The sequence below is a fragment of the Neorhizobium tunisiense genome, assembly GCF_039631515.1.
In the GTDB taxonomy this organism is placed as follows: Bacteria; Pseudomonadota; Alphaproteobacteria; order Rhizobiales; family Rhizobiaceae; genus Neorhizobium.
Genome location: NZ_JBDIUU010000001.1, coordinates 895481 through 914897 on the forward strand (window position 1 = coordinate 895481; position 19417 = coordinate 914897).

19 protein-coding genes are annotated in these 19417 nt (G+C 61.6%); 11 read left to right on the plus strand and 8 right to left on the minus strand.

Annotation, left to right across the window (positions count from 1 at the left end; all coding sequences use genetic code 11):
* Positions 1 to 19: 19 nt before the first annotated feature.
* Together ABCW43_RS04675 and ABCW43_RS04680 are read left to right on the plus strand one after the other, a co-directional pair.
* Entirely contained in the window at positions 20 to 979 is a 960-nt protein-coding gene (locus ABCW43_RS04675) for an endonuclease/exonuclease/phosphatase family protein (protein WP_345922315.1), read from the plus strand.
* Positions 980 to 1111: 132 nt separating this feature from the next.
* Entirely contained in the window at positions 1112 to 1963 is an 852-nt protein-coding gene (locus tag ABCW43_RS04680) for a polysaccharide deacetylase family protein (protein WP_345922316.1), read from the plus strand.
* Between the two features lie 19 nt (positions 1964 to 1982).
* Here the strand turns inward: ABCW43_RS04680 and ABCW43_RS04685 are convergent, their stop codons facing one another.
* On the minus strand, positions 1983 to 2432 hold the full coding sequence (locus ABCW43_RS04685; protein ID WP_345922317.1) for a DNA polymerase III subunit chi: 450 nt from the start codon (positions 2430 to 2432) through the stop codon (positions 1983 to 1985).
* On the minus strand, positions 2432 to 3922 hold the full coding sequence (locus ABCW43_RS04690; protein ID WP_345922318.1) for a leucyl aminopeptidase: 1491 nt from the start codon (positions 3920 to 3922) through the stop codon (positions 2432 to 2434). The genes ABCW43_RS04685 and ABCW43_RS04690 overlap by 1 nt, the downstream gene beginning before the upstream one ends.
* 230 nt (positions 3923 to 4152) lie before the next feature.
* Between ABCW43_RS04690 and ABCW43_RS04695 the strand changes: the two genes are divergently transcribed.
* The 8 genes from ABCW43_RS04695 (at position 4153) to ABCW43_RS04730 (ending at position 13628) form a co-directional block, all read left to right on the plus strand.
* Entirely contained in the window at positions 4153 to 4944 is a 792-nt protein-coding gene (locus ABCW43_RS04695; RefSeq protein ID WP_345922319.1) for a phosphatase PAP2 family protein, read from the plus strand.
* A 114-nt stretch (positions 4945 to 5058) separates the two neighbouring features.
* The gene (gene lptF / locus ABCW43_RS04700; RefSeq protein ID WP_345922320.1) at positions 5059 to 6234 is read left to right on the plus strand and encodes an LPS export ABC transporter permease LptF; all 1176 of its coding nucleotides are present in this window, start codon (positions 5059 to 5061) and stop codon (positions 6232 to 6234) included.
* Positions 6231 to 7319 (plus strand): LPS export ABC transporter permease LptG, encoded by a 1089-nt coding sequence (gene lptG / locus ABCW43_RS04705; RefSeq protein WP_210011307.1) that lies wholly within the window; start codon positions 6231 to 6233, stop codon positions 7317 to 7319. The genes lptF and lptG overlap by 4 nt, the downstream gene beginning before the upstream one ends.
* A complete protein-coding gene (locus tag ABCW43_RS04710; protein ID WP_345922321.1) occupies positions 7319 to 9646 on the plus strand; it encodes an LPS-assembly protein LptD in 2328 nt (775 codons plus the stop codon). The genes lptG and ABCW43_RS04710 overlap by 1 nt, the downstream gene beginning before the upstream one ends.
* A 199-nt stretch (positions 9647 to 9845) precedes the next feature.
* Positions 9846 to 10724, plus strand: coding sequence for a SurA N-terminal domain-containing protein (locus ABCW43_RS04715; RefSeq protein ID WP_345923340.1), 879 nt, complete (start codon positions 9846 to 9848; stop codon positions 10722 to 10724).
* Positions 10725 to 10767: 43 nt separating this feature from the next.
* The gene (gene pdxA / locus ABCW43_RS04720) at positions 10768 to 11784 is read left to right on the plus strand and encodes a 4-hydroxythreonine-4-phosphate dehydrogenase PdxA (protein ID WP_345922322.1); all 1017 of its coding nucleotides are present in this window, start codon (positions 10768 to 10770) and stop codon (positions 11782 to 11784) included.
* Positions 11784 to 12617: a 16S rRNA (adenine(1518)-N(6)/adenine(1519)-N(6))-dimethyltransferase RsmA gene (rsmA, locus tag ABCW43_RS04725; RefSeq protein WP_345922323.1), complete on the plus strand. Its 834-nt coding sequence runs from the start codon at positions 11784 to 11786 to the stop codon at positions 12615 to 12617. The genes pdxA and rsmA overlap by 1 nt, the downstream gene beginning before the upstream one ends.
* A gap of 171 nt (positions 12618 to 12788) precedes the next feature.
* Positions 12789 to 13628 carry a hypothetical protein gene (locus ABCW43_RS04730; RefSeq protein WP_345922324.1) on the plus strand — a complete coding sequence of 280 codons (840 nt, stop codon included), beginning with the start codon at positions 12789 to 12791 and terminating at the stop codon, positions 13626 to 13628.
* A gap of 162 nt (positions 13629 to 13790) precedes the next feature.
* On the opposite strand, the gene gmk is transcribed toward ABCW43_RS04730, so the two are convergent.
* The 5 genes from gmk to ABCW43_RS04755 all read right to left on the minus strand — a co-directional run bounded on the left by gmk (position 13791) and on the right by ABCW43_RS04755 (position 18391).
* Positions 13791 to 14471 carry a guanylate kinase gene (gene gmk, locus ABCW43_RS04735; RefSeq protein WP_345922325.1) on the minus strand — a complete coding sequence of 227 codons (681 nt, stop codon included), beginning with the start codon at positions 14469 to 14471 and terminating at the stop codon, positions 13791 to 13793.
* Between the two features lie 3 nt (positions 14472 to 14474).
* Entirely contained in the window at positions 14475 to 15362 is an 888-nt protein-coding gene (locus ABCW43_RS04740; RefSeq protein ID WP_345922326.1) for a YicC/YloC family endoribonuclease, read from the minus strand.
* A 32-nt stretch (positions 15363 to 15394) separates the two neighbouring features.
* A complete protein-coding gene (gene mltG / locus ABCW43_RS04745) occupies positions 15395 to 16588 on the minus strand; it encodes an endolytic transglycosylase MltG (protein ID WP_345922327.1) in 1194 nt (397 codons plus the stop codon).
* Between the two features lie 176 nt (positions 16589 to 16764).
* Positions 16765 to 18027 (minus strand): beta-ketoacyl-ACP synthase II, encoded by a 1263-nt coding sequence (gene fabF / locus ABCW43_RS04750; RefSeq protein ID WP_345922328.1) that lies wholly within the window; start codon positions 18025 to 18027, stop codon positions 16765 to 16767.
* 127 nt (positions 18028 to 18154) lie between these two features.
* A complete protein-coding gene (locus ABCW43_RS04755) occupies positions 18155 to 18391 on the minus strand; it encodes an acyl carrier protein (RefSeq protein ID WP_003502080.1) in 237 nt (78 codons plus the stop codon).
* On the opposite strand from ABCW43_RS04755, the gene ABCW43_RS04760 reads away from it, so the two are divergent.
* Entirely contained in the window at positions 18390 to 18665 is a 276-nt protein-coding gene (locus ABCW43_RS04760; protein ID WP_251089992.1) for a hypothetical protein, read from the plus strand. The two genes, ABCW43_RS04755 and ABCW43_RS04760, sit on opposite strands and share 2 nt — an antisense overlap.
* A gap of 13 nt (positions 18666 to 18678) precedes the next feature.
* Here the strand turns inward: ABCW43_RS04760 and fabG are convergent, their stop codons facing one another.
* Positions 18679 to 19416, minus strand: a complete 738-nt coding sequence (gene fabG / locus ABCW43_RS04765) for a 3-oxoacyl-[acyl-carrier-protein] reductase (RefSeq protein WP_113129993.1) — start codon at positions 19414 to 19416, stop codon at positions 18679 to 18681.
* Position 19417 lies beyond the last annotated feature (1 nt).

A 19417-nucleotide genomic window follows, 5' to 3' on the forward strand; every position in this document is an offset into this window, starting at 1 on the left:
TGAACGGTTGGGGGCTTCAGTGTTTCACGGCAATGTTTCCTTGGAGATAGCGCAGGGTCTAAAGACGTTGCAGGGTCGCATCGAGAAGGCCAAGATACCGGCCTCGAAGCTCGATGAAACTTTGAATATAGCAACCTGGAACATCCGCGAATTCGGCAAGAAGCGGCGTACCAAAGCCGCTCTCCACTATATCGCTGAGATTATCGGACAGTTCGACCTCGTTGCGATCGTCGAACTGCGTGACAATCTCGCTGACCTGCAACAGATCCTGCCGATCCTCGGGCCGTACTGGGACGCGATCTATTCTGACGCAATTCTTGATTTTGGCGGGAATCGTGAGCGGGTCTGCTACGTTTATGATCAGCGTGCGGTCACCTTCAACGGACTGGCCGCCGAGGCCAGTCCTCCCAGGAAAAAACGCGGGAAGGAATATCTTCCGGAAACCAGCTGGTGGCGCGCGCCCTATGTGGCCTCGTTCAAATCAGGCAATTTCGACTTTCTCGCCTTTACGACACACGTGCGCTGGGGGGACGACAACAGCAAGCGACAGGAAGAAATCCAAGGTTTGGCCAACTGGATCTACGCCAAGATGAACGAGCCGAACGGCGAGGACAAGGACATCATTGTCATGGGCGATTTCAATATCCCGAATCGCAACGACCCAATGTTCAAGGCGCTGACCTCACGCGGATTGAAACTGCCCGCCGCCCTCATTGCCGATGAGTTCGGCAGCAATCTCGCTCGCGACAAACGATACGACCAGATTCTCCATTCGCCGCGCATACCGGAAAATTTCGCCAATGCTGGCGGCGTTCTCGACTTTTATTGCGAAGACCATAAGCCTCTGTTTCCGGATCTGGACAAGGCGCAATTCACCTACCAACTTTCGGACCATCTTCCGATGTGGATGCAGATCAAGACCGATATCGACGGCTTCGTACTCGATCAGCTTATCCAGCGGAAACGCAGCGGCTCATAGACGTCCACAGAACCGACCTTCCGGTCATCAAAGTTTTCCGGTCGAAGCCATCCTCATAACCAGCCATTAACCATAATCGGCGAATGTGACTTCGCTTCAACTCCTTAGTCACTTTTTAGCCGAGTCCTCCCCATGTCCGTCCGCGTCCTTTGCGTCGCCGCTGCCGTCGCGTGCCTTCTTTCCTCCTGCGCCGGTCGCAGCCAGACCGAGAGCGGCTCGCTTGCCACTTCATTTGCGCCCGCCAAGGCGCTCTCCTCAACCAAGCCGGCCAAGAAGGCCGAGGCGGATTCGCCGGTGGCGCTGACGCCGGTCGCCTGGGGGCGTTTCAACAATCCTGGCAGCCTTTCCGGCCGCACCCTCACCGTCTCGTCGCTGTCCGACCTGAAGCTCGCCAACAAGGAGGTCGTGCTGACCTTCGACGACGGCCCGATGCCGAAGAAGACCGAGAAGATCCTCTCCATCCTCGACGAATACGACGTCAAGGCGACCTTCCTGATGGTCGGGCAGATGGCCAAGGCCCATCCGGAGATCGCTCGCAAGGTCGTCAATGCCGGCCACACGATCGGCAGCCATACCTATCGCCATGCCGACCTGCAGCACCTTTCCTTCGATGCGGCCATCGCCGAGATCGAAAAGGGGCGGGATGCGGTGACCAGCGTCACCCACGAGGATGCCGGCTTCTTCCGCTTCCCCTACCTCGCCGATACAAGCCGTCTGCGCCAGTGGGTCGGCTCGAACGGCATGGTCGTGCTGGACGTGCAGATCGATTCCAAGGACTATTTCGGCGTTTCTCCCGCCGCCGTCGCGACACGAACGATGAATTCGCTGCGCGCCAACGGCAAGGGCATCATCCTGCTGCACGACATCCATGCCCGCACCGCGGCCATGCTGCCGGCTCTGCTGACGCAGTTGAGCGCCGAAGGCTACAAGGTGGTTCGCCTGCGCCACAACAATTCGTCGATGATGATGGCCTGGCTGAACTGAGGGGCAAGAACGCGCAGGGTCAGGCTTTCTTGACCCAGCGCCCCTCTTCCGACTGCTGCCAATAGGTCAGCGCATGCCCCTCGCCCTTCAGCTTCTTCCACTGGGCGCGGGCATTGTCGACCTGGACGGTATCGTAGCCGTCGAACATAAAGACGATCCGGTCATAATCTGCAATCGGCGGCGGCTCGGCACCGTCCACCAGAAAACGAACCGTCGCACCATTGCCGTTTTCGGCAGCCGACGTCAGCAGCACCGGCTGCGCCTCGGCCATCGGCGAGGCATCGGTGCCATGCGGCAGGAAACTGTCCTCGCGAAAGGTCCAGAGATGCGCGTCGAGAAAATCCCGACGCACATCCCCGCTCGTCTGCACCGCCACCTTCCAGCCGCGCTCGACGCTCTTTTCAAGGAGCGCCGGCAGCGCGTCTTCCAGCTTGGATTCGGTCAGATGGTAAAAGAGAACCTCAGTCATCAGCTCTCGTAGTGCGCCCGCACGAGTTCGTCCAGCAGCCGCACGCCGTAACCCGATCCCCAGGACTGGTTGATCTCGTTCGACGGCGAATTCATCGCCGTGCCGGCAATGTCGAGATGCGCCCAGGGCGTCTCGCCGACGAAGCGCTTCAGCAGCTGCGCCGCGGTGATCGACCCTGCATTGCGGCCGCCGGTATTCTTCATGTCGGCGAATTTCGAATCGATCAGCTTGTCGTAGTCCTTGCCGAGCGGCATGCGCCACAGACGCTCGCCTGTCACCTGGCCGACGCCGGTCAATTGGCCGGCAAGCGTGTCGTCGTTGGAAAACAGGCCTGCCTGGAGATTGCCAAGCGCCACCAGAATCGCACCGGTCAGGGTGGCGAGATTGATCATGAAACGCGGCTTGAAGCGATCGTTGCAATAGTGAAGCGCATCGGCAAGCACGAGGCGGCCTTCCGCATCGGTGTTGATGATCTCGATCGTCTGGCCCGACATGGTGGTGACGATGTCACCCGGCCGCTGGGCATTGCCGTCCGGCATGTTCTCGACGAGGCCGAGAATGCCGATCGCGTTGACCTTGGCCTTGCGGGCGCCAAGCGTATGCATGAGCCCGATGACGGCGGCCGCGCCGCCCATGTCGCCCTTCATGTCCTCCATGCCCGCACCCGGCTTGATGGAAATGCCGCCGGTGTCGAAAACGACGCCCTTGCCGATGAAGGCGACCGGCGCATCCTTAGGCTTGCCGCCCTTCCATTGCATGATGGCGAGCCGCGGCGGCCGCACCGACCCCTGCGCCACGCCGAGAAGCGCGCCCATGCCGAGCTTCTTCATGTCCTTTTCGGTAAGGATTTCCACCTCGACGCCGAGTTTTTCGAGCTCCTTCGCCCGATCCGCGAACTCGACCGGCCCGAGCACGTTCGGCGGCAGGTTGACGAGCTCGCGGGCCAAAAGCACGCCGCCGGCAATCGCTTCGGATTCGGCAAAGGCCTTCTTGGCGGCCGCATGCTCGGCGGTGACGATCGTCACCTTCACCGTTTTCGGCTCCTTTTCCTCGTCGTCGCCCTTCTTGGTCTTGTAGGTGTCGAAACTATAGGCCCGCAGCAGCATGCCGAGCGCGAAGCCGGCCAATTCGGCCGCGCCGACTGCAAGGCCAGGCACATCCGCAAAGATCGCCACCTTGGTCATCGACTTGACCGTGGACGCAGCGATGCCGCCCGCCTTCAGCCAGTCGTAGGCGGTCAGGCTCTCGGCCTTGCCCAGCCCCAGCACGACCAGCCGGTCGGCCGGCGATCCTTGCGGCGCAATGAGGTCCAGCGTCGACATCGGCTTGCCGGAAAACTTCGCGATCTCCGCCGCCCGGGGCACGATGCCGGCGGGGTCGGCATCGGCAGCACCTGCCGCCGGCCCGTCGCCGGCAAGCTTGAGCTGGATGGCAAGGCCACCGTCGATCTTGGCGGACTTGGCGAAGGAGATATCGAATTTCACGGACATTGCGACTCCAGGAGGCTTTCGTAAACAACGCGGCGATCATCGCCGTTTCGGCTTGAAGCGCAAGGGCGAGATGTCACAACCGCGTCAACCGGTTCGCTGCCCCTTCTCCGACGCGTCAAAAAGCCTGATTTCAGGAGCGGACATTCCCTTCTATCGGCAGCCGGCCCTGTTCAAATCCGGCGCGCCATGCTCTAGGGTCGCGCCGCCCGACGACCAACGGATCAGTTCGCATGACCTCGCCTTCCCAAACCGTTTCCGAATGGCTTGCCGCCATGCGACGATTCTTCGCCAGGCCGAAGGGATGGTTCATCGTGCTGATGGCACTCTGGTGGGTGCTGCTGGCGGTCTTCTACCTGGTGCCCCAGATCGACCTTGCGGTGGCGCGCGCCTTCTTCGCCCAGGCCAACTGCGGCAACGCCATCGAACAGGGCCGGGTCTGCGGCAGCTTCCCCTATGGTACCGAAACCCTGTTCGTCCTGATCCGGCGCATCCTCTTCTACCTGCCGGCGCTGGTTGCGATCTGGATCCTCTATCGGCTGATCGCCAACCTGCAGCACCATGGCACGACCTACAGCCCCCGCAAGACGCGGGATTATTCCATCGCCCTGGTTTCCTTCCTGATCGGCCCCTATGTGCTGGTCAACCTGATCCTGAAGCAGGTCTCCAACCGGCCCCGCCCCTACGAGACCGACTTTTTCGGCGGCAAGGACGTGTTCACGCCGGCCGGCGATTTCGGCGGTGCCTGCGTCGGCAACTGTTCCTTCATTTCCGGCGAGGCGGCGGGCGCCGGATGGCTGGCCTGCCTGATCGTTTTGCTGCCGAAACCGCTGCGTCCGGTGCTCGGGCCCCCGCTGATCGCCATCTCGCTGATCTCGCCGGCGCTCAGGACCTCCTTCGGCGGCCATTACTTTTCGGACGTGACGCTCGGCTGGTTGTCGTCGCTGGTGGTCTATGCGGGCGTCGCTGCGTGTTTCGAAATGTCACAGCGAAGAAGAAAACGGAATTCGCAAACAAATTTGTGACGCGAGCCCTGTCGCAATGCTGATACCAATCGCTTAGATAGGCGCGACCGTCATCTCGGGGTAACTAGCTGTCACCACTCCCCGGGTGACGTTGTGCAAGGTATCTAGGCCGGAATGAAGCTTCTCGAAGTCTACATATTGCGCCGGATTTTCCAGATGTTCCTGGTGACGCTGCTGCCGGTGCTCACCATCATCTGGACCATCCAGGTGCTAGGACGCATCAACCTGGTCACCGATACCGGCCAGTCGATGGGCTCGTTCGCGACTCTTGCCACCTATATCCTGCCGACCATCATCCCCGTCGTGCTGCCCTTCGCGCTCGTCATCGGCATCACCCAGACGCTGACGGCGATGAATAACGATTCGGAACTGCCGGTCATCGACGCGGCCGGCGCATCGCGCAACATCATCTACCGGCCGGTGCTGATGCTCGGCATTGCGCTCAGCATGTTCTCCTTCCTGGTGACCAATTTCGTCGAGCCGCCGTCTCGCGTCGCGGCCCGCCAGATGGTTGCCGCCGCCTACGCCGACCTCCTCTCCTCCGTCATCGAGGAAAAGACCTTCCGCAGTATCGAGCCGGGTCTCTACGTGCAGATTTCGGAGCGCCATTCCGGCCGGGTGCTCAAGGGCCTGTTCGTCGTCGATTATCGCGACCCGAATTTCGATCTCATCTATTACGCCCGCGAGGGATCGATCGACGAAAGCGGCACGTCGCTCACCATGCGTGACGGCGAAGTCCATCGTAAATCCGCCGACGGGCGCATCTCGATCATCAAGTTCGTCTCCTATGCCTTCGATTTGTCGGCGATGGCGAAGGCGGAAGGCGGGCTGCCGCAATATTCGTCCGACCGCAGCCTCGCCTTCCTGCTGAACCCGGATCCGAACGACCCGCTCTATCAGAAGTCGCCGGATGCCTACCGGTCGGAACTGCACAGGCGCTTGTCCGACTGGCTTTTCCCGATCACCTTCGCGCTGATTTCGCTGGTCATTGCCGGCAGCACCCGCTCTCACCGGCAGACCCGGGTCCACCCAATGGTGTTTGCGCTGTTCCTCGCCTTCGGCGTGCGCTGGCTCGGGTTCTCGGCCACCAACATGGTCGAACGCCATCCGCTCTACATCCCGCTCCCCTACGCGGTGCCGATCGTCTTCTCGCTGATCTCGATCTTCATGCTTGCCACCAACCGGCAGTTCTCGGCGCCGCGCTTCATCGCTCGCGGCATGTCGCGCCTGGGCAGCAGCCTGCAGCGGCGCATGCCAGCCTCGCGGACTTCGGACGGAGGCACGGCATGATCTTCACCACGCTCGGCCGGTATTTCTTCCGTCGTTATATCATCACAGCGCTCTGGTTCCTGCTCGGCGTCGGCGCCATCATCTTCCTCGCCGACTTCAGCGAAACCAGCCGCCGCATGTCGGGCTTCAGCGGCTACACTGTGTCGGCCGGGCTGGCGATGACCGCAATGCGCGTACCGCTGATCCTGCAGCAGACCATCCCGACGCTCAGCCTGTTCATCGGGATGACGGTGCTCATCGCTCTCAACCGCCGTTACGAGTTGGTGGTGACACGTGCCGCAGGCATCTCCGTTTGGCAGTTCATCTCGCCCTTCGTCATCGGAGCGTTTCTGATCGGGCTAGCCACCTTGCTTGTAATCAATCCGCTCGCCGCCTGGGGCCAGCGCGAATCCGCTTCCATGGAGGCCAGCTGGCGCGAAGCGAGCAACCGCTCCCGGGCCTCCACCTTCATTCCCTGGATCCGCCAGATCAGCGGCGACGACGATACGGTCATCGGCGCCAAGAGCTATCAGGAGAAGGGAACGCTGCTTGTCGACGTGGTGGCTTTCCAGTTCGACAAGGATGGCCGTGTGATCCTGCGGCAGGATGCCAAGACGGCAAAATTGGAAGATGGTTACTGGCTGCTTAACGAGGTTTTGGAAAACCGGCCGGGCGAAATTCCGGTGCGTCGCGAGACAGCACAGGTTCGCACCAACTTGAAGCGGGAATATATCCAGGAGAGCCTGGCGCAGCCTGATACTGTTGCGTTTTTTGATCTTTCCAGAAAAATCGAGGTCAGCAAATCTTTCGGCATTCCCACAAAGGCGCTCGAGACGCAGTACCACTCGCTTCTCTCTCTGCCGATCCTGCTTGTGGCCATGACTCTCATTGCTGCAACAGTCTCATTAAAATTCAGTCGGTTCGCCCAGTCGCGCTCCGTGATTCTGGGTGGAATAGTTTCTGGCTTCGTGCTTTATGTCGTCACGGTGCTTGTGAAGGCATTCGGGAGCAGCGGGGCAATTCCTCCTTTCGTGGCGGTCTGGATTCCAGTGATCGTCGCGACGGCACTGGGGACGACAATTCTGCTTCATCAGGAGGATGGCTAGTGGCGGTAAGTGACCGCAAACATATAAGACGGCTCGCCGCCGCCCTGCTGACAGGTGTGTCTGTATGCGTATTCGGCGTATCCGCAACGGTTGTGCAAGCGCAGGGTCTGGTGCCTCAGGCAGCGGACGGCGCCAAGATGCTGCTGCGCGCCAATGAGCTCGTCTATAATCAGGACGCCGAAGTGGTCACCGCGACCGGTGGCGTGCAGATCTATTACAACCGCTACAAGATGGTGGCGCAGCGCGTCCAGTACGACCAGAAGAGCGGCCGCGTCATGGCGACCGGCAATATCGAGCTGATCGAGCCGGGCGGCAGCCGCGTCTATGCCGAACAGCTGGACGTCACCGACAGCTTCGGTGAAGGTTTCATCAACGCGCTCCGCGTCGAGACCACCGACAATACCCGCCTTGCCGCGGAGAGCGCCGAGCGCCAGCCTGGCGACCTGATGGTGCTGAACAATACCGTCTACACCGCCTGCCTTCCCTGCACCCAGACGCCGGGCAAGGCTCCGCTCTGGCAGGTCAAGGCGCAACGGGTGGTCCGCAATGGCCAGACCCATACGATTCGGCTTGAGAACGCCCAGTTCGAACTGTTCGGACTGCCGATCGGTCGCCTGCCTTTTGCGATCGAGGTGCCGGACGAAACGGTCGAGCGCAAGTCGGGCCTTCTGTTCCCGCAATACAGTGCGAGCGACAACCTCGGCTTCGGCGTGACCGTGCCCTACTATCACGTGTTCTCGCCGAGCATGGATGCGACGCTCAGCCCTACCTATTACTCAAATCAGGGGCTGCTGCTTCAGGGCGAGATCCGTAACAAGTTCGAGACGGGCGAACACACGTTCCGCTTCGCCGGGATCCACCAGAACGATCCGGAAGCCTTCGATCCGAATACCAGCGACCGGGCTGCGAATAACCGCCTCATGGCCGCCTCCAAGGGCGAGTTCAAGATCAATCCGCGCTGGACGTTCGGCTGGAACGTCATGACCCAGAGCGACAACAATTTTTCGCGGACCTACAAGCTGACGGGCGTCGGCGGCGGCACGTTCACCAACGACGTCTATCTTACCGGGCTGGGGACGCGGAACCACTTCGACCTGCACAACTATTATTTCAACATCCAGGACGACACCTACAGCAACACGGCGGAACAGAAGCAGGCGATCGTCTACCCCTCGCTCGACTACACCTACTACGCGCCGGAACCGATCCTCGGCGGCGAGCTTTCGGTCACCTCCAACATTACCAACCTGTCCCGTCGCGAAGACGACTGGTACAGGGAGGGCACGACCAATCGTTTCCCGGGTCTTGAAGGCAGCTACAGCCGCTTGACCGTGGAAGCCGAATGGAAGCGCACCTTCAATACGCTCGACGGCCTGCTGCTGACGCCGATCCTCGCCGCCCGCGGCGACGGCATCCGCCATACCGGTTCCGGCACGCCGGGGGCCTATTTCGGTGACATGGAGACCGAAGGCGCCAACGGCCGTTACATGCTCACGGCCGGTCTTGAAGCCCGGTATCCGATCCTGCTGACCACCGAAAACAGCAGCCATATCATCGAGCCGATCGCGCAGATCTTCGCGCGCCCCGATGAGCAGATGGCCGGCGGATTGCCGAACGAGGATGCACAGAGCTTCGTCTTCGACGCCACCAGCCTGTTCGAGCGCGACAAGTTCTCGGGCTTCGACCGTGTCGAAGGCGGCACGCGCGCCAATGTCGGCCTGCGTTATACCGGCACCTTCGCCAATGGCATCGGCGTGCGCAGCATTGTCGGCCAGTCCTACCAGATCGCCGGCCAGAACTCGTTCGCGACCGAGGACCTGGTTCAGGCAGGCGCCAATTCCGGTCTCGAAACGCGCCGGTCCGATTATGTCGCGATGGCGGCCGTCGATCTGCCGCAGGGCTTCACGATCGGGGCAAACGCCCGCTTCGACGAGAAGACGCTCGCGATCAAGCGCACCGATGCCTCGCTTTCCTACACGACGCCGCGGGTGAGCGGCACGCTGGTCTACACGCAGGTCGATGCTCAGCCGGAATACGGTTCGGACGACGCAAGAGACGTGCTGAAGCACTCGATGAGCTTCCGGATCAACGAAAACTGGGCGCTTGCCGGCACGGCGACCTGGGATCTCACGGACAAGGAACTGATCCGGCGCGGCATCGGCATCAGCTATGCGGACGAATGCACGATCTTTACGGTTGCCTATTCGGACAAGCCGTCGGACACGGCCGCCAACGACTGGACCGTCAGCGCACGCCTGAGCTTCCGCACGCTCGGCGATATCAGCGTCGGCTCGACCGAGGGTTTCGATCAGGACTACCGCTACTGACGTAGCGGCTCGTCCTATCGGCTGACCGTCATCGTTTCGCCGCAAGAATTGTGCAAGCGGTCGCGAATAGAGTATGGAATGCGAGGCCGGTCGGGCTCAAGTGCCCACCGGGGCGGGAAAAGGGATTGGTATCATGTTCGCAATGACCGCAACGCGCAAGCTGGTGCTGGCCGCGGCCGCTTTGGCCGCCTCGGTCGTCATGCAGCCCGCCGTGCAGCAGGCTCAGGCCGCAAGCGAAGTCGCAGCCGTCGTCAACAGGACGGCGATCACCAGCACCGACGTCAGCAGGCGCGTCGCCTTCCTGCGCCTTCAGCGCCAGAAGGCCGATGCCAAGACGGCGCGTGAGGCGCTGGTGGAAGAAGCCCTGAAGCGCCAGGAAATTTCCCGCGTGAAGATGTCGGTCAGCACCGAGGACGTCGACAAGGCCTTCGAGCGGTTTTCCGCCGGCAACAAGCTGAGCGTGGCACAGATGAGCCAGATCCTCGACAAAGCCGGCGTCGGCGTCGAGCATTTCAAGAATTACATCGCCGTACAGATGAGCTGGCCGCGACTGGTCAACGCCCGCTACGGCGGTTCGCGCGGTCGCATGTCGAGCCAGGAACTCGTCACGCGCATGATGGAGAACAAGGAAAAGCCGGTCACGACCGAATATTTCCTGCAGCAGGTGATCTTCGTCGTGCCGCCTGCCAAGCGCAACGCCATTCTCGCCAAGCGCCAGAAGGAAGCGAACGCCGCGCGCTCCAAATTCCCGGGCTGCGAGCAATCGAAGGATTTCGCCGCGACCATGCTGGACGTGTCGATCCGCGACCTCGGCCGGGTCCTTGCGCCCGAACTGCCGGCCGATTGGAAGCCGCTGATCGAGAAGACGACCGAGGGCGGCACGACGGGCACCCGTGTCACCGAGCGCGGCGTCGAGTTCCTGGCCATCTGCAAACAGCGCCAGGTGTCGGACGATCTCGCAGCCGAAGTCGTCTTCCGAGCCGAGGATCTCGGCAAGGAGAAAAAGGGCGCTCCAGACCCCAACGACAAGAAATATCTCGACGACCTGCGCAGCAAGGCCCAGATCGAGTATCGCTAAGAATATCGCTGATCGCGACACTTAAGTCATTTTCGGAGCCGTAATGCCTCTCGACCGTCCGCTTGCGTTGACCCAGGGCGATCCTGCCGGCATCGGCCCCGATATCACGCTTGTCGCCTGGGCCTCGCGCCAGGCATATGACCTGCCGCCCTTCCTCTTCCTCGGCGATCCGGCCGTGCTCAAGGCACGGGCCGTGATGCTTGGCCTCGACGTGCCAATCCGGGAGGCGGATGGCGAAAGCGCGATGTCGATCTTCGCGGACGCCCTGCCGGTGCTGCCGATTGCCGCCGGTGCGGAAATCGCCGCCGGCGAGCCGCATGTGGCGACCGCCAAGGGGACGATCCAGGCGATCGAGACCGCCGTTTCGCTCTCGCTTGCAGGCAAGGCCGCTGGCACGGTCACCAATCCGATCGCCAAATCCATTCTCTACCAGGCCGGCTTCGGTTTTCCCGGCCACACGGAATTCCTGGCAAACCTTGCCGAGCGCGCCACTGGAAAAAAAGTCCTGCCGGTGATGATGCTGGCGGGGCCGAAACTCCGGGCCATCCCGGTCACCATCCATATCCCGATCAAGGACGTTCCGGCAGCCCTCACTGAGGAGCTGATCGCCGAGACCTGCCGCATCGCCCATCACGATCTCAAGACCCGCTTCGGCATCGACAGGCCGCGGCTTGCGGTTGCCGGCCTCAACCCGCATGCGGGCGAGGACGGGGCGATCGGCCGCGAGGACCAGGACGTCATCCATCCGGCGATCTTCAAGCTGCGGGCCGAGGGCCTGCATGTGTTCGGGCCGCTGCCGGCCGACACGATGTTCCACGACGAGGCGCGCGCCCGTTACGACGTGGCGGTCTGCATGTATCACGACCAGGCGCTGATACCCGCCAAGGCGCTCGGCTTCGACACCTCCGTCAACGTTACGCTCGGCCTGCCCTTCATCCGCACCTCGCCGGACCATGGCACTGCATTCGGTATCGCAGGCCAGGGTGTGGCCCGCGAAACCAGCCTCGTCGAGGCGATCAAGCTCGCCGGCAATCTCGCATCCAAGTCGAAAGCCGCCTGATGGCCACTCTGGATGGCTTGCCGCCGCTGCGGGACGTGATCCAGCGTCACGGGCTCGACGCCAAAAAGGCGCTCGGCCAGAATTTCCTCCTCGACCTCAACCTCACCCAGAAGATCGCCCGCAGTGCAGGGCCGCTTGGTGATGCAACGGTTTTCGAGGTCGGCCCCGGCCCCGGCGGCCTGACCCGTGCCATTCTGTCGCTCGGCGCCAAAAAGGTGATCGCCGTCGAACGGGACAGCCGCTGCCTGCCGGCACTCGCCGAAATCGGCGACCACTATCCCGACCGCCTGGAAGTGATCGAAGGCGACGCGCTGAAGACCGACTTTGCGGCGCTCGCCCCTGAAGGCCCGGTCAAGATCATCGCCAACCTGCCCTACAATGTCGGCACCCAGCTGCTCATCAACTGGCTGCTGCCTTCGCCCGATCGATGGCCGCCATTCTGGGAAAGCCTGACGCTGATGTTCCAGAAGGAAGTCGGACAAAGGATCGTCGCCGACGAGGAGGACGACCATTACGGCCGCCTCGGCGTGCTCGCCGGCTGGCGCACCGATGCCCACATGGTCTTCGACGTGCCGCCGCAGGCATTCTCGCCGCCGCCGAAAGTGACCTCGACGGTCGTTCACCTGACGCCGCGTGCCAATCCCCTGCCCTGCGACGTCGGCAAACTCGAACGCGTCACCCACGCCGCCTTCGGCCAGCGCCGCAAGATGCTGCGCCAGAGCGTCAAATCGCTCGGCGGCGAGGCGCTATTGGTGAAAGCGGGCATTGACCCGGCGAGGCGGGCGGAAACGCTGTCGGTGGAAGAATTTGTGAGATTGGCGAACTGCCTTTGAGAGGCTGCGGTGACCGCTCTGGCCCCAGCGCCATCGCCCGTTCCCTTGCCACGTGTGGCCTTACTCAGGAGCTTGAGCAAAAGTTGAAGCTCGACTTAAAGGACGATAGGTTTCGCCAGCGGGCTGTTGCGATTCGGTCCTCGTGTTAGCAAGTCTATTCTTGGTTTGAAAATGACGTTCGGTGTTTGCAAACTCACTGGTACTAAAGGTACTTTTGTTAAATGCCACCTCCTCCCGAAAGCTCTTACTTCACCACCAGAGCGGAGTGAGGTACGGGTCGAAGGAGGCGAGGGGCGGCTACCAACTGCACGCTTTGATAGTTGGTTTGACAAGACAATAGTCACGAGAAAGGGAGAAGATATCTTCGAGCGACTCGACGCATTCGCAATTTCTGAATTGCGTCGCGAAAAACTTATTTGGAGCTCTTGGGCCGACTCCGAGGTTCTTTGCCCGATGGAAAGCGATCGGATAGATGATCAATGGGGCATGAGACAGGTAGCGTTCTCAAATCCCGAACGGATGCGCCTATTTTGCCTCAGCTTGTTGTGGCGAGCGGCGATGACAGAATTGCCTGGTTTTACAACCGTGAAGCTTCCACTCGGGCGTCTGCAACTTTTGACCGATATGCTGCTGTCTGATAGCGCGACTCCATTCGAGCACTTTCCTATCCACTTAGTTCAGTTGAGGACCCGTGGAGGCTGGCACAACCAAACTCCCATAAAGCAGTTTAATCGGTTTCCCGATGCGGATGGTACCGAACGGGAAATCGGCACTTTTAGGTTCTACATGGATGGCCTGATCATCCGCATTGAAGATGAGATCGATGATACCGTCCATTGGCGTTTTAAGGGTGTAGCCCTGGGCGAAAGCCCCAAACAGATGATTCTGACCATGCCGTTCGAACAGTCCTTTCAAGACGAACTTATCACTGGCCATATGCTAAGTGCATTGAATGACGAGCGACATGCAGCAATTGTCGAACGAATTTTCGCTCGAAGGAATGAAACCTGATCTCTCCGAACGCGACGTGATAGTCGGCGTTTGGTCACATCGTGGCTACAACTGGCGCGGAGCGTGCCCTTCATAGTTCGCATTCAGGCGCAAAACCGCAAATTCTGACATTGAACCGCTAAATTCCCGGCAGCGGGCAAGCCCATCACGAGCCCCTACCCCCTACAGCTTCGGCTCCTCCGTCAGCAATTCGCTCACAAAATCGAACAACCCATGGCGGCGGTCGCGGCGGATGCGTTCGGCGTTGACGATGCAGCTCACGTGGCCGAAAGCCTCGTCGAGGTCGTCGTTGACGATGACGTAGTCGTATTCCCGCCAGTGCTCGATCTCGGCGCGCGAGTTCAGGAGCCGCGTGCGGATCACCTCTTCGGAGTCCTCGGCGCGGCGGTGCAGGCGCGACTGCAACTCGGTCATCGTCGGCGGCAGAACGAAGATAGAGACGACGTCGGCCGCCATCTTTTCCTGCAGCTGGCGGGCGCCCTGCCAGTCGATGTCGAACAGCATGTCGCGGCCTTCGCTCATCGCCTGTTCCACCGGCTCGCGCGGCGTGCCGTAGAAATTGCCGTGCACCTCGGCCCATTCCAGCAGGTCGCCGGCATCGCGCATCTTCTCGAACTGCGGCACGGTGATGAAATGATAATGCTTATCCGCGATCTCGCTCGGGCGCTTCGCCCGCGTAGTGACGCTGATCGAGATTTCGAGGCTGCGATCCGCATCCAGAAGATTGCGGGCGATCGTCGACTTGCCGGCGCCCGACGGCGAGGAGAGAACCAGCATCAATCCGCGCCGGGCGATCTTCACGGCCGGGGACGGCTTGCCCTGAGACGATGGGGCCGGGCTCATGTCTTACTCCAGATTCTGGACCTGTTCACGGAACTGGTCGATGACGACTTTCAACTCGATGCCGGCGGACGTGACGGCAGCCGAATTGGACTTCGAACAGATAGTATTCGATTCCCGGTTAAATTCCTGTGCAAGGAAATCGAGCCGGCGGCCAACCGGACCGCCCTTGGCTATAAGCTCGCCCGCGGCTGCAACATGCGCCTTCAGCCGGTCGATCTCTTCACGCAGGTCGGCCTTGGTGGCGAGCAGGGCCGCTTCCGCATGCAGCCGGTCGCGGTCGAGCGTCGGCGCCTCCTGGAGAAGGGCGGCGAGCTGGAAGGAGAGCTTGCGGGCGATCTCCTCCGGCGTGCGGGAAGGATCGGCCTCGACGATCCCGGTAAGTTCGCCGATGCGGGCGACTTGGCTCCTGAGCACGACGGCCAGCGCCGTCCCCTCGCCTTCGCGCATCCGCTGCAGATGGCCGATCGCCTCGTCGAGGCTGGCGAGGATCGCGGCGTCACGGGCGGCGACCGTCTCCTCGTCCTCTTCCGCCTCGCGGATGTCGACCAGGCCGCGAATGCCCATCAGCGTATCAAGCCTCAGCGGCGAAGGATCGACGAGATCTCCGAGTTCTGCACGCAGCGCCAGCACGGCTGCCAGCGCATCGCGGTTCAGCACCGCTTCCACCTTGGTCTCGGCAACGGTGAGGGTAAGGGTCGCCTGCAGGTTGCCGCGCGAAAACTTTTCCGAGATCAGCCGGCGGACGTCCGGCTCCAGCCGTTCGAGACCCGGCGGCAGACGCAGCCTCATATCGAGGCCTTTTCCGTTCACCGAGCGCAGTTCCCATGCATAACGGTTGCGCCCGCTCGTGCCTTCGCTGCGGGCAAAACCGGTCATGGACTGCAATGTCATCGGTGTCTCCAGATCATGCTTCAAGGAAGCGGTCAGTTGCTCTTCGGCGGCTTTTCCGCTTCGTCGCCATCCGGCTGGCCGTCCACCACTTCCGGGTTGGCGGCGCGCTCGGATTCCATTCTACGCCAACGGCGGACATTGGCATTGTGTTCCTCGAGTGTCGCGGCGAACACATGCCCGCCGGTGCCGTCGGCCACGAAATAGAGATCCTTGGTCCGCCAGGGATTGGCAACGGCTTCGAGCGCCGCACGGCCGGGATTGGCGATCGGCGTCGGCGGCAGGCCCTTGATCTGGTAGGTGTTATAGGGTGTCGGCTTGGCAAGGTCCGACTTGAAGATCGGCCGGTCGGAGGGTTTTCCCTCGCCGCCGAAGATGCCGTAGACGATCGTCGGGTCCGATTGCAGGCGCATGCCGCGTTGCAGCCGGTTGATGAAGACGGAGGCCACATGGGCGCGCTCGTCTTCCTTGCCGGTCTCCTTCTCGACGATCGAGGCGAGCACGACGAATTCTTCCTTGGTCTTGATCGGCAGGTCCGGGTCGCGGCGCTCCCAGATCTGGTCCACCATCTTCTGCTGCGCAACCCGCATCTGCTGAATGATGTCGGCGCGCTTGCTGCCGCGCGAGAACTTGTAGGTATCGGGCCTCAAGCTTCCCTCGGACGGCAGTTCGGACGGCAGGTCGCCTTCGAGCACCGTATCCTCGGCAAGCCGCAGCATCATCTGGCGCACCGTCAGGCCTTCCGGCATGACGACCGAATAGAGGATCGACTTGCCCGATTCCAGGATGCCCATGATGTCCTTCATGGAGGCGCGCGCCTTGATTTCATATTCGCCGGCCTTCAGCGTGTCGCCCTTGCGCAGGTAGGTCGCCGTCACGTAGCGGAAGATGCGTGCATCGGCGATAATACCGTTACGCTCAAGATTGGTGGCGATTTCCGAAAGCCCGTTGCCAGGGCGGACCATGAAATGGGTATTGGCTTCGAGCGGGCCTGGCTGCTGGAAGGCCGAGATCATGTAGTAGAAGCCGGCCACCCCGATCACGCAGAGAACCACGACCATGGTCATCACGAAATTCAGGAAGATGACGACCTGGCTGCGCGCCTTCTTGGAACGACGGGGCGGTTCCGGGACGCGTTCGGGCTTCAGGGCCTCGTTCGGCGATTTCGGAATAATCGGCCCTCTGCCATTGCCGGGCGGCAATTCACTGACATGATTCGTATCGTTCAACCGCGCCCCCCGGGGTTAACGCCCCCTACAGACTCAAAGACTTGAAACCCGCTGTTTGGCCAACCAATGCGGCGAAAAACAGGTCCAGAAGATGATACGAGCCGGCTCGCGAGTCCAGCCGGCATGTGTTTCAGTACCCGAAACAATCGGCGCCCCGGAAATGGGGCCTCGAAAGATCAGGCCTCGTAGCGGCGCAGCACGAGAGATGCGTTGGTGCCGCCGAAGCCGAAGGAGTTCGACAACGCGACGTTGATCTCGCGCTTGCGCGCCTTGTGCGGCACGAGGTCGATCGCCGTCTCGACATCGGGATTGTCGAGGTTGAGCGTCGGCGGCGCGATATTGTCGCGGATGGCGAGCGCCGAGAAGATCGCCTCGACCGCACCGGCCGCGCCGAGAAGATGGCCGATCGCCGACTTGGTCGACGACATGGAGATCTTCGAAGCGGCATTGCCAACCAGGCGCTCGACCGCGCCGAGCTCGATCGTGTCGGCCATGGTCGAGGTGCCGTGGGCGTTGATGTAGTCGATGTCTGAAGCCGAGATACCCGCGCGCTTCAGCGCCGCGGTCATGCAGCGGAACGCACCGTCACCGTCTTCCGAAGGCGCGGTGATGTGGTAGGCGTCGCCGGACATGCCGTAGCCGACCACCTCCGCGTAGATCTTGGCGCCGCGCGCCTTGGCATGCTCCAATTCTTCCAGAACCACGATGCCGGCGCCCTCGCCCATGACGAAACCGTCGCGGTCGCGGTCATAGGGGCGCGAGGCCTTCTGCGGATCGTCGTTGTGCTGCGTGGACAGCGCCTTGCAGGCGGCGAAACCGGCGAGCGCAATGCGGCAGATCGGCGATTCCGCACCGCCTGCGACCATCACCTCGGCATCGCCGAAGGCGATCATCCGGGCCGCGTCGCCAATTGCGTGGGCACCGGTGGAACAGGCCGTGACGACCGCGTGGTTGGGGCCACGGAGCTTGTGGCGGATCGACACCTGGCCGGAGACGAGATTGATCAGCCGGCCGGGAATGAAGAAGGGCGAAATACGGCGCGGGCCCTTGTCGCGCAGCGTGTAGCCCGCCTCGACAATGCCTTCGAGGCCACCGATGCCCGAGCCGATCAGCACGCCGGTGGCGATCTGGTCCTCGTCGGTCTTCGGATGCCAGCCGGCATCTTCGAGCGCCATGTCGGCGGCGGCCATGCCGTAGATGATGAAGGGATCGACCTTGCGCTGTTCCTTCGGCTCCATCCACTGGTCGACGTTGAACGTGCCATCGGAACCGTCGCCGACAGGGATGCGGCAGGCGATCTTTGCGGGAAGGTCTTCGACCTCGAATTCAGTGACGACGCGGGCGGAATTTTCGCCGGCCAGCAAGCGCGACCAGCTGACTTCCGTTCCGCATCCGAGAGGAGATACCATGCCGGTACCGGTGATAACGACCCGTCTCATCGCCAGTGCCCTACCCTATAGTTTTTTGTCGATTTGCAGGGCCAAGCCCCAATTGCTGAAACGGCCCGAACAAGCGGGCCGTTTTCGGGACCTGCCTTGCGGCGTCATCCCCACTATGTCGGGTTGATCAGGCCTGGGCCTTCTCGATGAACTTCACAGCGTCGCCGACGGTCAGGATGGAATCTGCAGCGTCGTCAGGGATTTCAACGCCGAATTCTTCCTCGAAAGCCATGACCAGTTCGACGGTGTCGAGCGAGTCCGCACCGAGATCGTCGATGAAGCTTGCGCCTTCGACGACTTTGTCGGCATCGACGCCGAGGTGGTCAATAACAATTTTCTTAACGCGTTCTGCGATATCGCTCATGTCGGTTTCCTCGACCTTTGTCTTTATCGAATGCCCGATTGGCATCCGCACCCTGTTAAAAACCTGCGACCGCCGCTTGTTCAGCGCCGATGCGGGCAAACCCGTTCTCCCCTTTTCAGGTTCCGATCCTATTGCACTCACGCAATATGACGGCCTGCATTTCAGGGTGACCATTCACAGTCATGGCCCGCTTAACATGGTTTCCGTGTTCAGCAAAGCCAGAATTTGTTCCATTGCACAGCCGCCAACAACCGATTGTAAGGTGTTTTCCTGACGGCGGCACTCAATCAGATCATCGCCATGCCGCCGTTGACATGCAGGGTCTGGCCGGTGACGTAGCCAGCCTCGCTGGAGGCGAGATAAAGAACCGCAGACGCGATGTCCGACCCGGCACCCATGCGCTTCATCGGGATGGCACCGAGGATCGCCTCTTTCTGCTTGTCATTGAGCTTGCCGGTCATCGCACTGTCGATGAAGCCCGGCGCGACGCAGTTGACCGTCACGTTGCGGGTGGCGATTTCCTGCGCCAGCGATTTGGAAAAACCGATCATGCCGGCCTTGGAGGCGCAGTAGTTGGTCTGGCCCGGATTGCCGGTGACGCCGACCACGGAGGTGATGTTGATGATGCGGCCGTAACGGCGGCGCATCATCGGGTGGGTGAGTTCGCGGGTCAGGCGGAAGACTGCCGTCAGGTTGACTTCGAGCACAGCATCCCAGTCCTCATCGCTCATCCGCACGAACAGGCCGTCCTTGGTGATGCCGGCATTGTTGACGAGGATGTCGACGCCTTCGAGCTCGGCCTCGGCCTTTTCGCCGAGCGCCTTGACCTCGGCGCGGTCCGAGAGGTTGGCCGGGAAGATCTTGACCCGATCGCCGAGTTCGGCAGCGAGCGCCTCGAGCTTCTCGACGCGCGTGCCGTGCAGGCCGACTGTGGCACCCTGCTTGTGGAGCATTCGGGCGATCTCTTCGCCGAGCCCGCCGGTTGCGCCCGTCACCAATGCCTTGCGGCCGGTCAAATCAAACATG

Coding starts and splice junctions, on each gene's coding strand:
- pdxA (WP_345922322.1), top strand. CDS start 10,768: ATGCCTCTCGACCGTCCGCTTGCGTTGACCCAGGGCGATCCTGCCGGC.
- lptG (WP_210011307.1), top strand. CDS start 6,231: ATGATCTTCACCACGCTCGGCCGGTATTTCTTCCGTCGTTATATCATC.
- ABCW43_RS04740 (WP_345922326.1), bottom strand. CDS start 15,362: ATGACATTGCAGTCCATGACCGGTTTTGCCCGCAGCGAAGGCACGAGC.
- fabF (WP_345922328.1), bottom strand. CDS start 18,027: ATGAGACGGGTCGTTATCACCGGTACCGGCATGGTATCTCCTCTCGGA.
- fabG (WP_113129993.1), bottom strand. CDS start 19,416: ATGTTTGATTTGACCGGCCGCAAGGCATTGGTGACGGGCGCAACCGGC.
- gmk (WP_345922325.1), bottom strand. CDS start 14,471: ATGAGCCCGGCCCCATCGTCTCAGGGCAAGCCGTCCCCGGCCGTGAAG.
- ABCW43_RS04730 (WP_345922324.1), top strand. CDS start 12,789: ATGACGTTCGGTGTTTGCAAACTCACTGGTACTAAAGGTACTTTTGTT.
- ABCW43_RS04695 (WP_345922319.1), top strand. CDS start 4,153: ATGACCTCGCCTTCCCAAACCGTTTCCGAATGGCTTGCCGCCATGCGA.
- lptF (WP_345922320.1), top strand. CDS start 5,059: ATGAAGCTTCTCGAAGTCTACATATTGCGCCGGATTTTCCAGATGTTC.
- ABCW43_RS04680 (WP_345922316.1), top strand. CDS start 1,112: ATGTCCGTCCGCGTCCTTTGCGTCGCCGCTGCCGTCGCGTGCCTTCTT.
- ABCW43_RS04715 (WP_345923340.1), top strand. CDS start 9,846: ATGCAGCCCGCCGTGCAGCAGGCTCAGGCCGCAAGCGAAGTCGCAGCC.
- rsmA (WP_345922323.1), top strand. CDS start 11,784: ATGGCCACTCTGGATGGCTTGCCGCCGCTGCGGGACGTGATCCAGCGT.
- ABCW43_RS04690 (WP_345922318.1), bottom strand. CDS start 3,922: ATGTCCGTGAAATTCGATATCTCCTTCGCCAAGTCCGCCAAGATCGAC.
- ABCW43_RS04685 (WP_345922317.1), bottom strand. CDS start 2,432: ATGACTGAGGTTCTCTTTTACCATCTGACCGAATCCAAGCTGGAAGAC.
- ABCW43_RS04755 (WP_003502080.1), bottom strand. CDS start 18,391: ATGAGCGATATCGCAGAACGCGTTAAGAAAATTGTTATTGACCACCTC.
- ABCW43_RS04760 (WP_251089992.1), top strand. CDS start 18,390: ATGTCGGTTTCCTCGACCTTTGTCTTTATCGAATGCCCGATTGGCATC.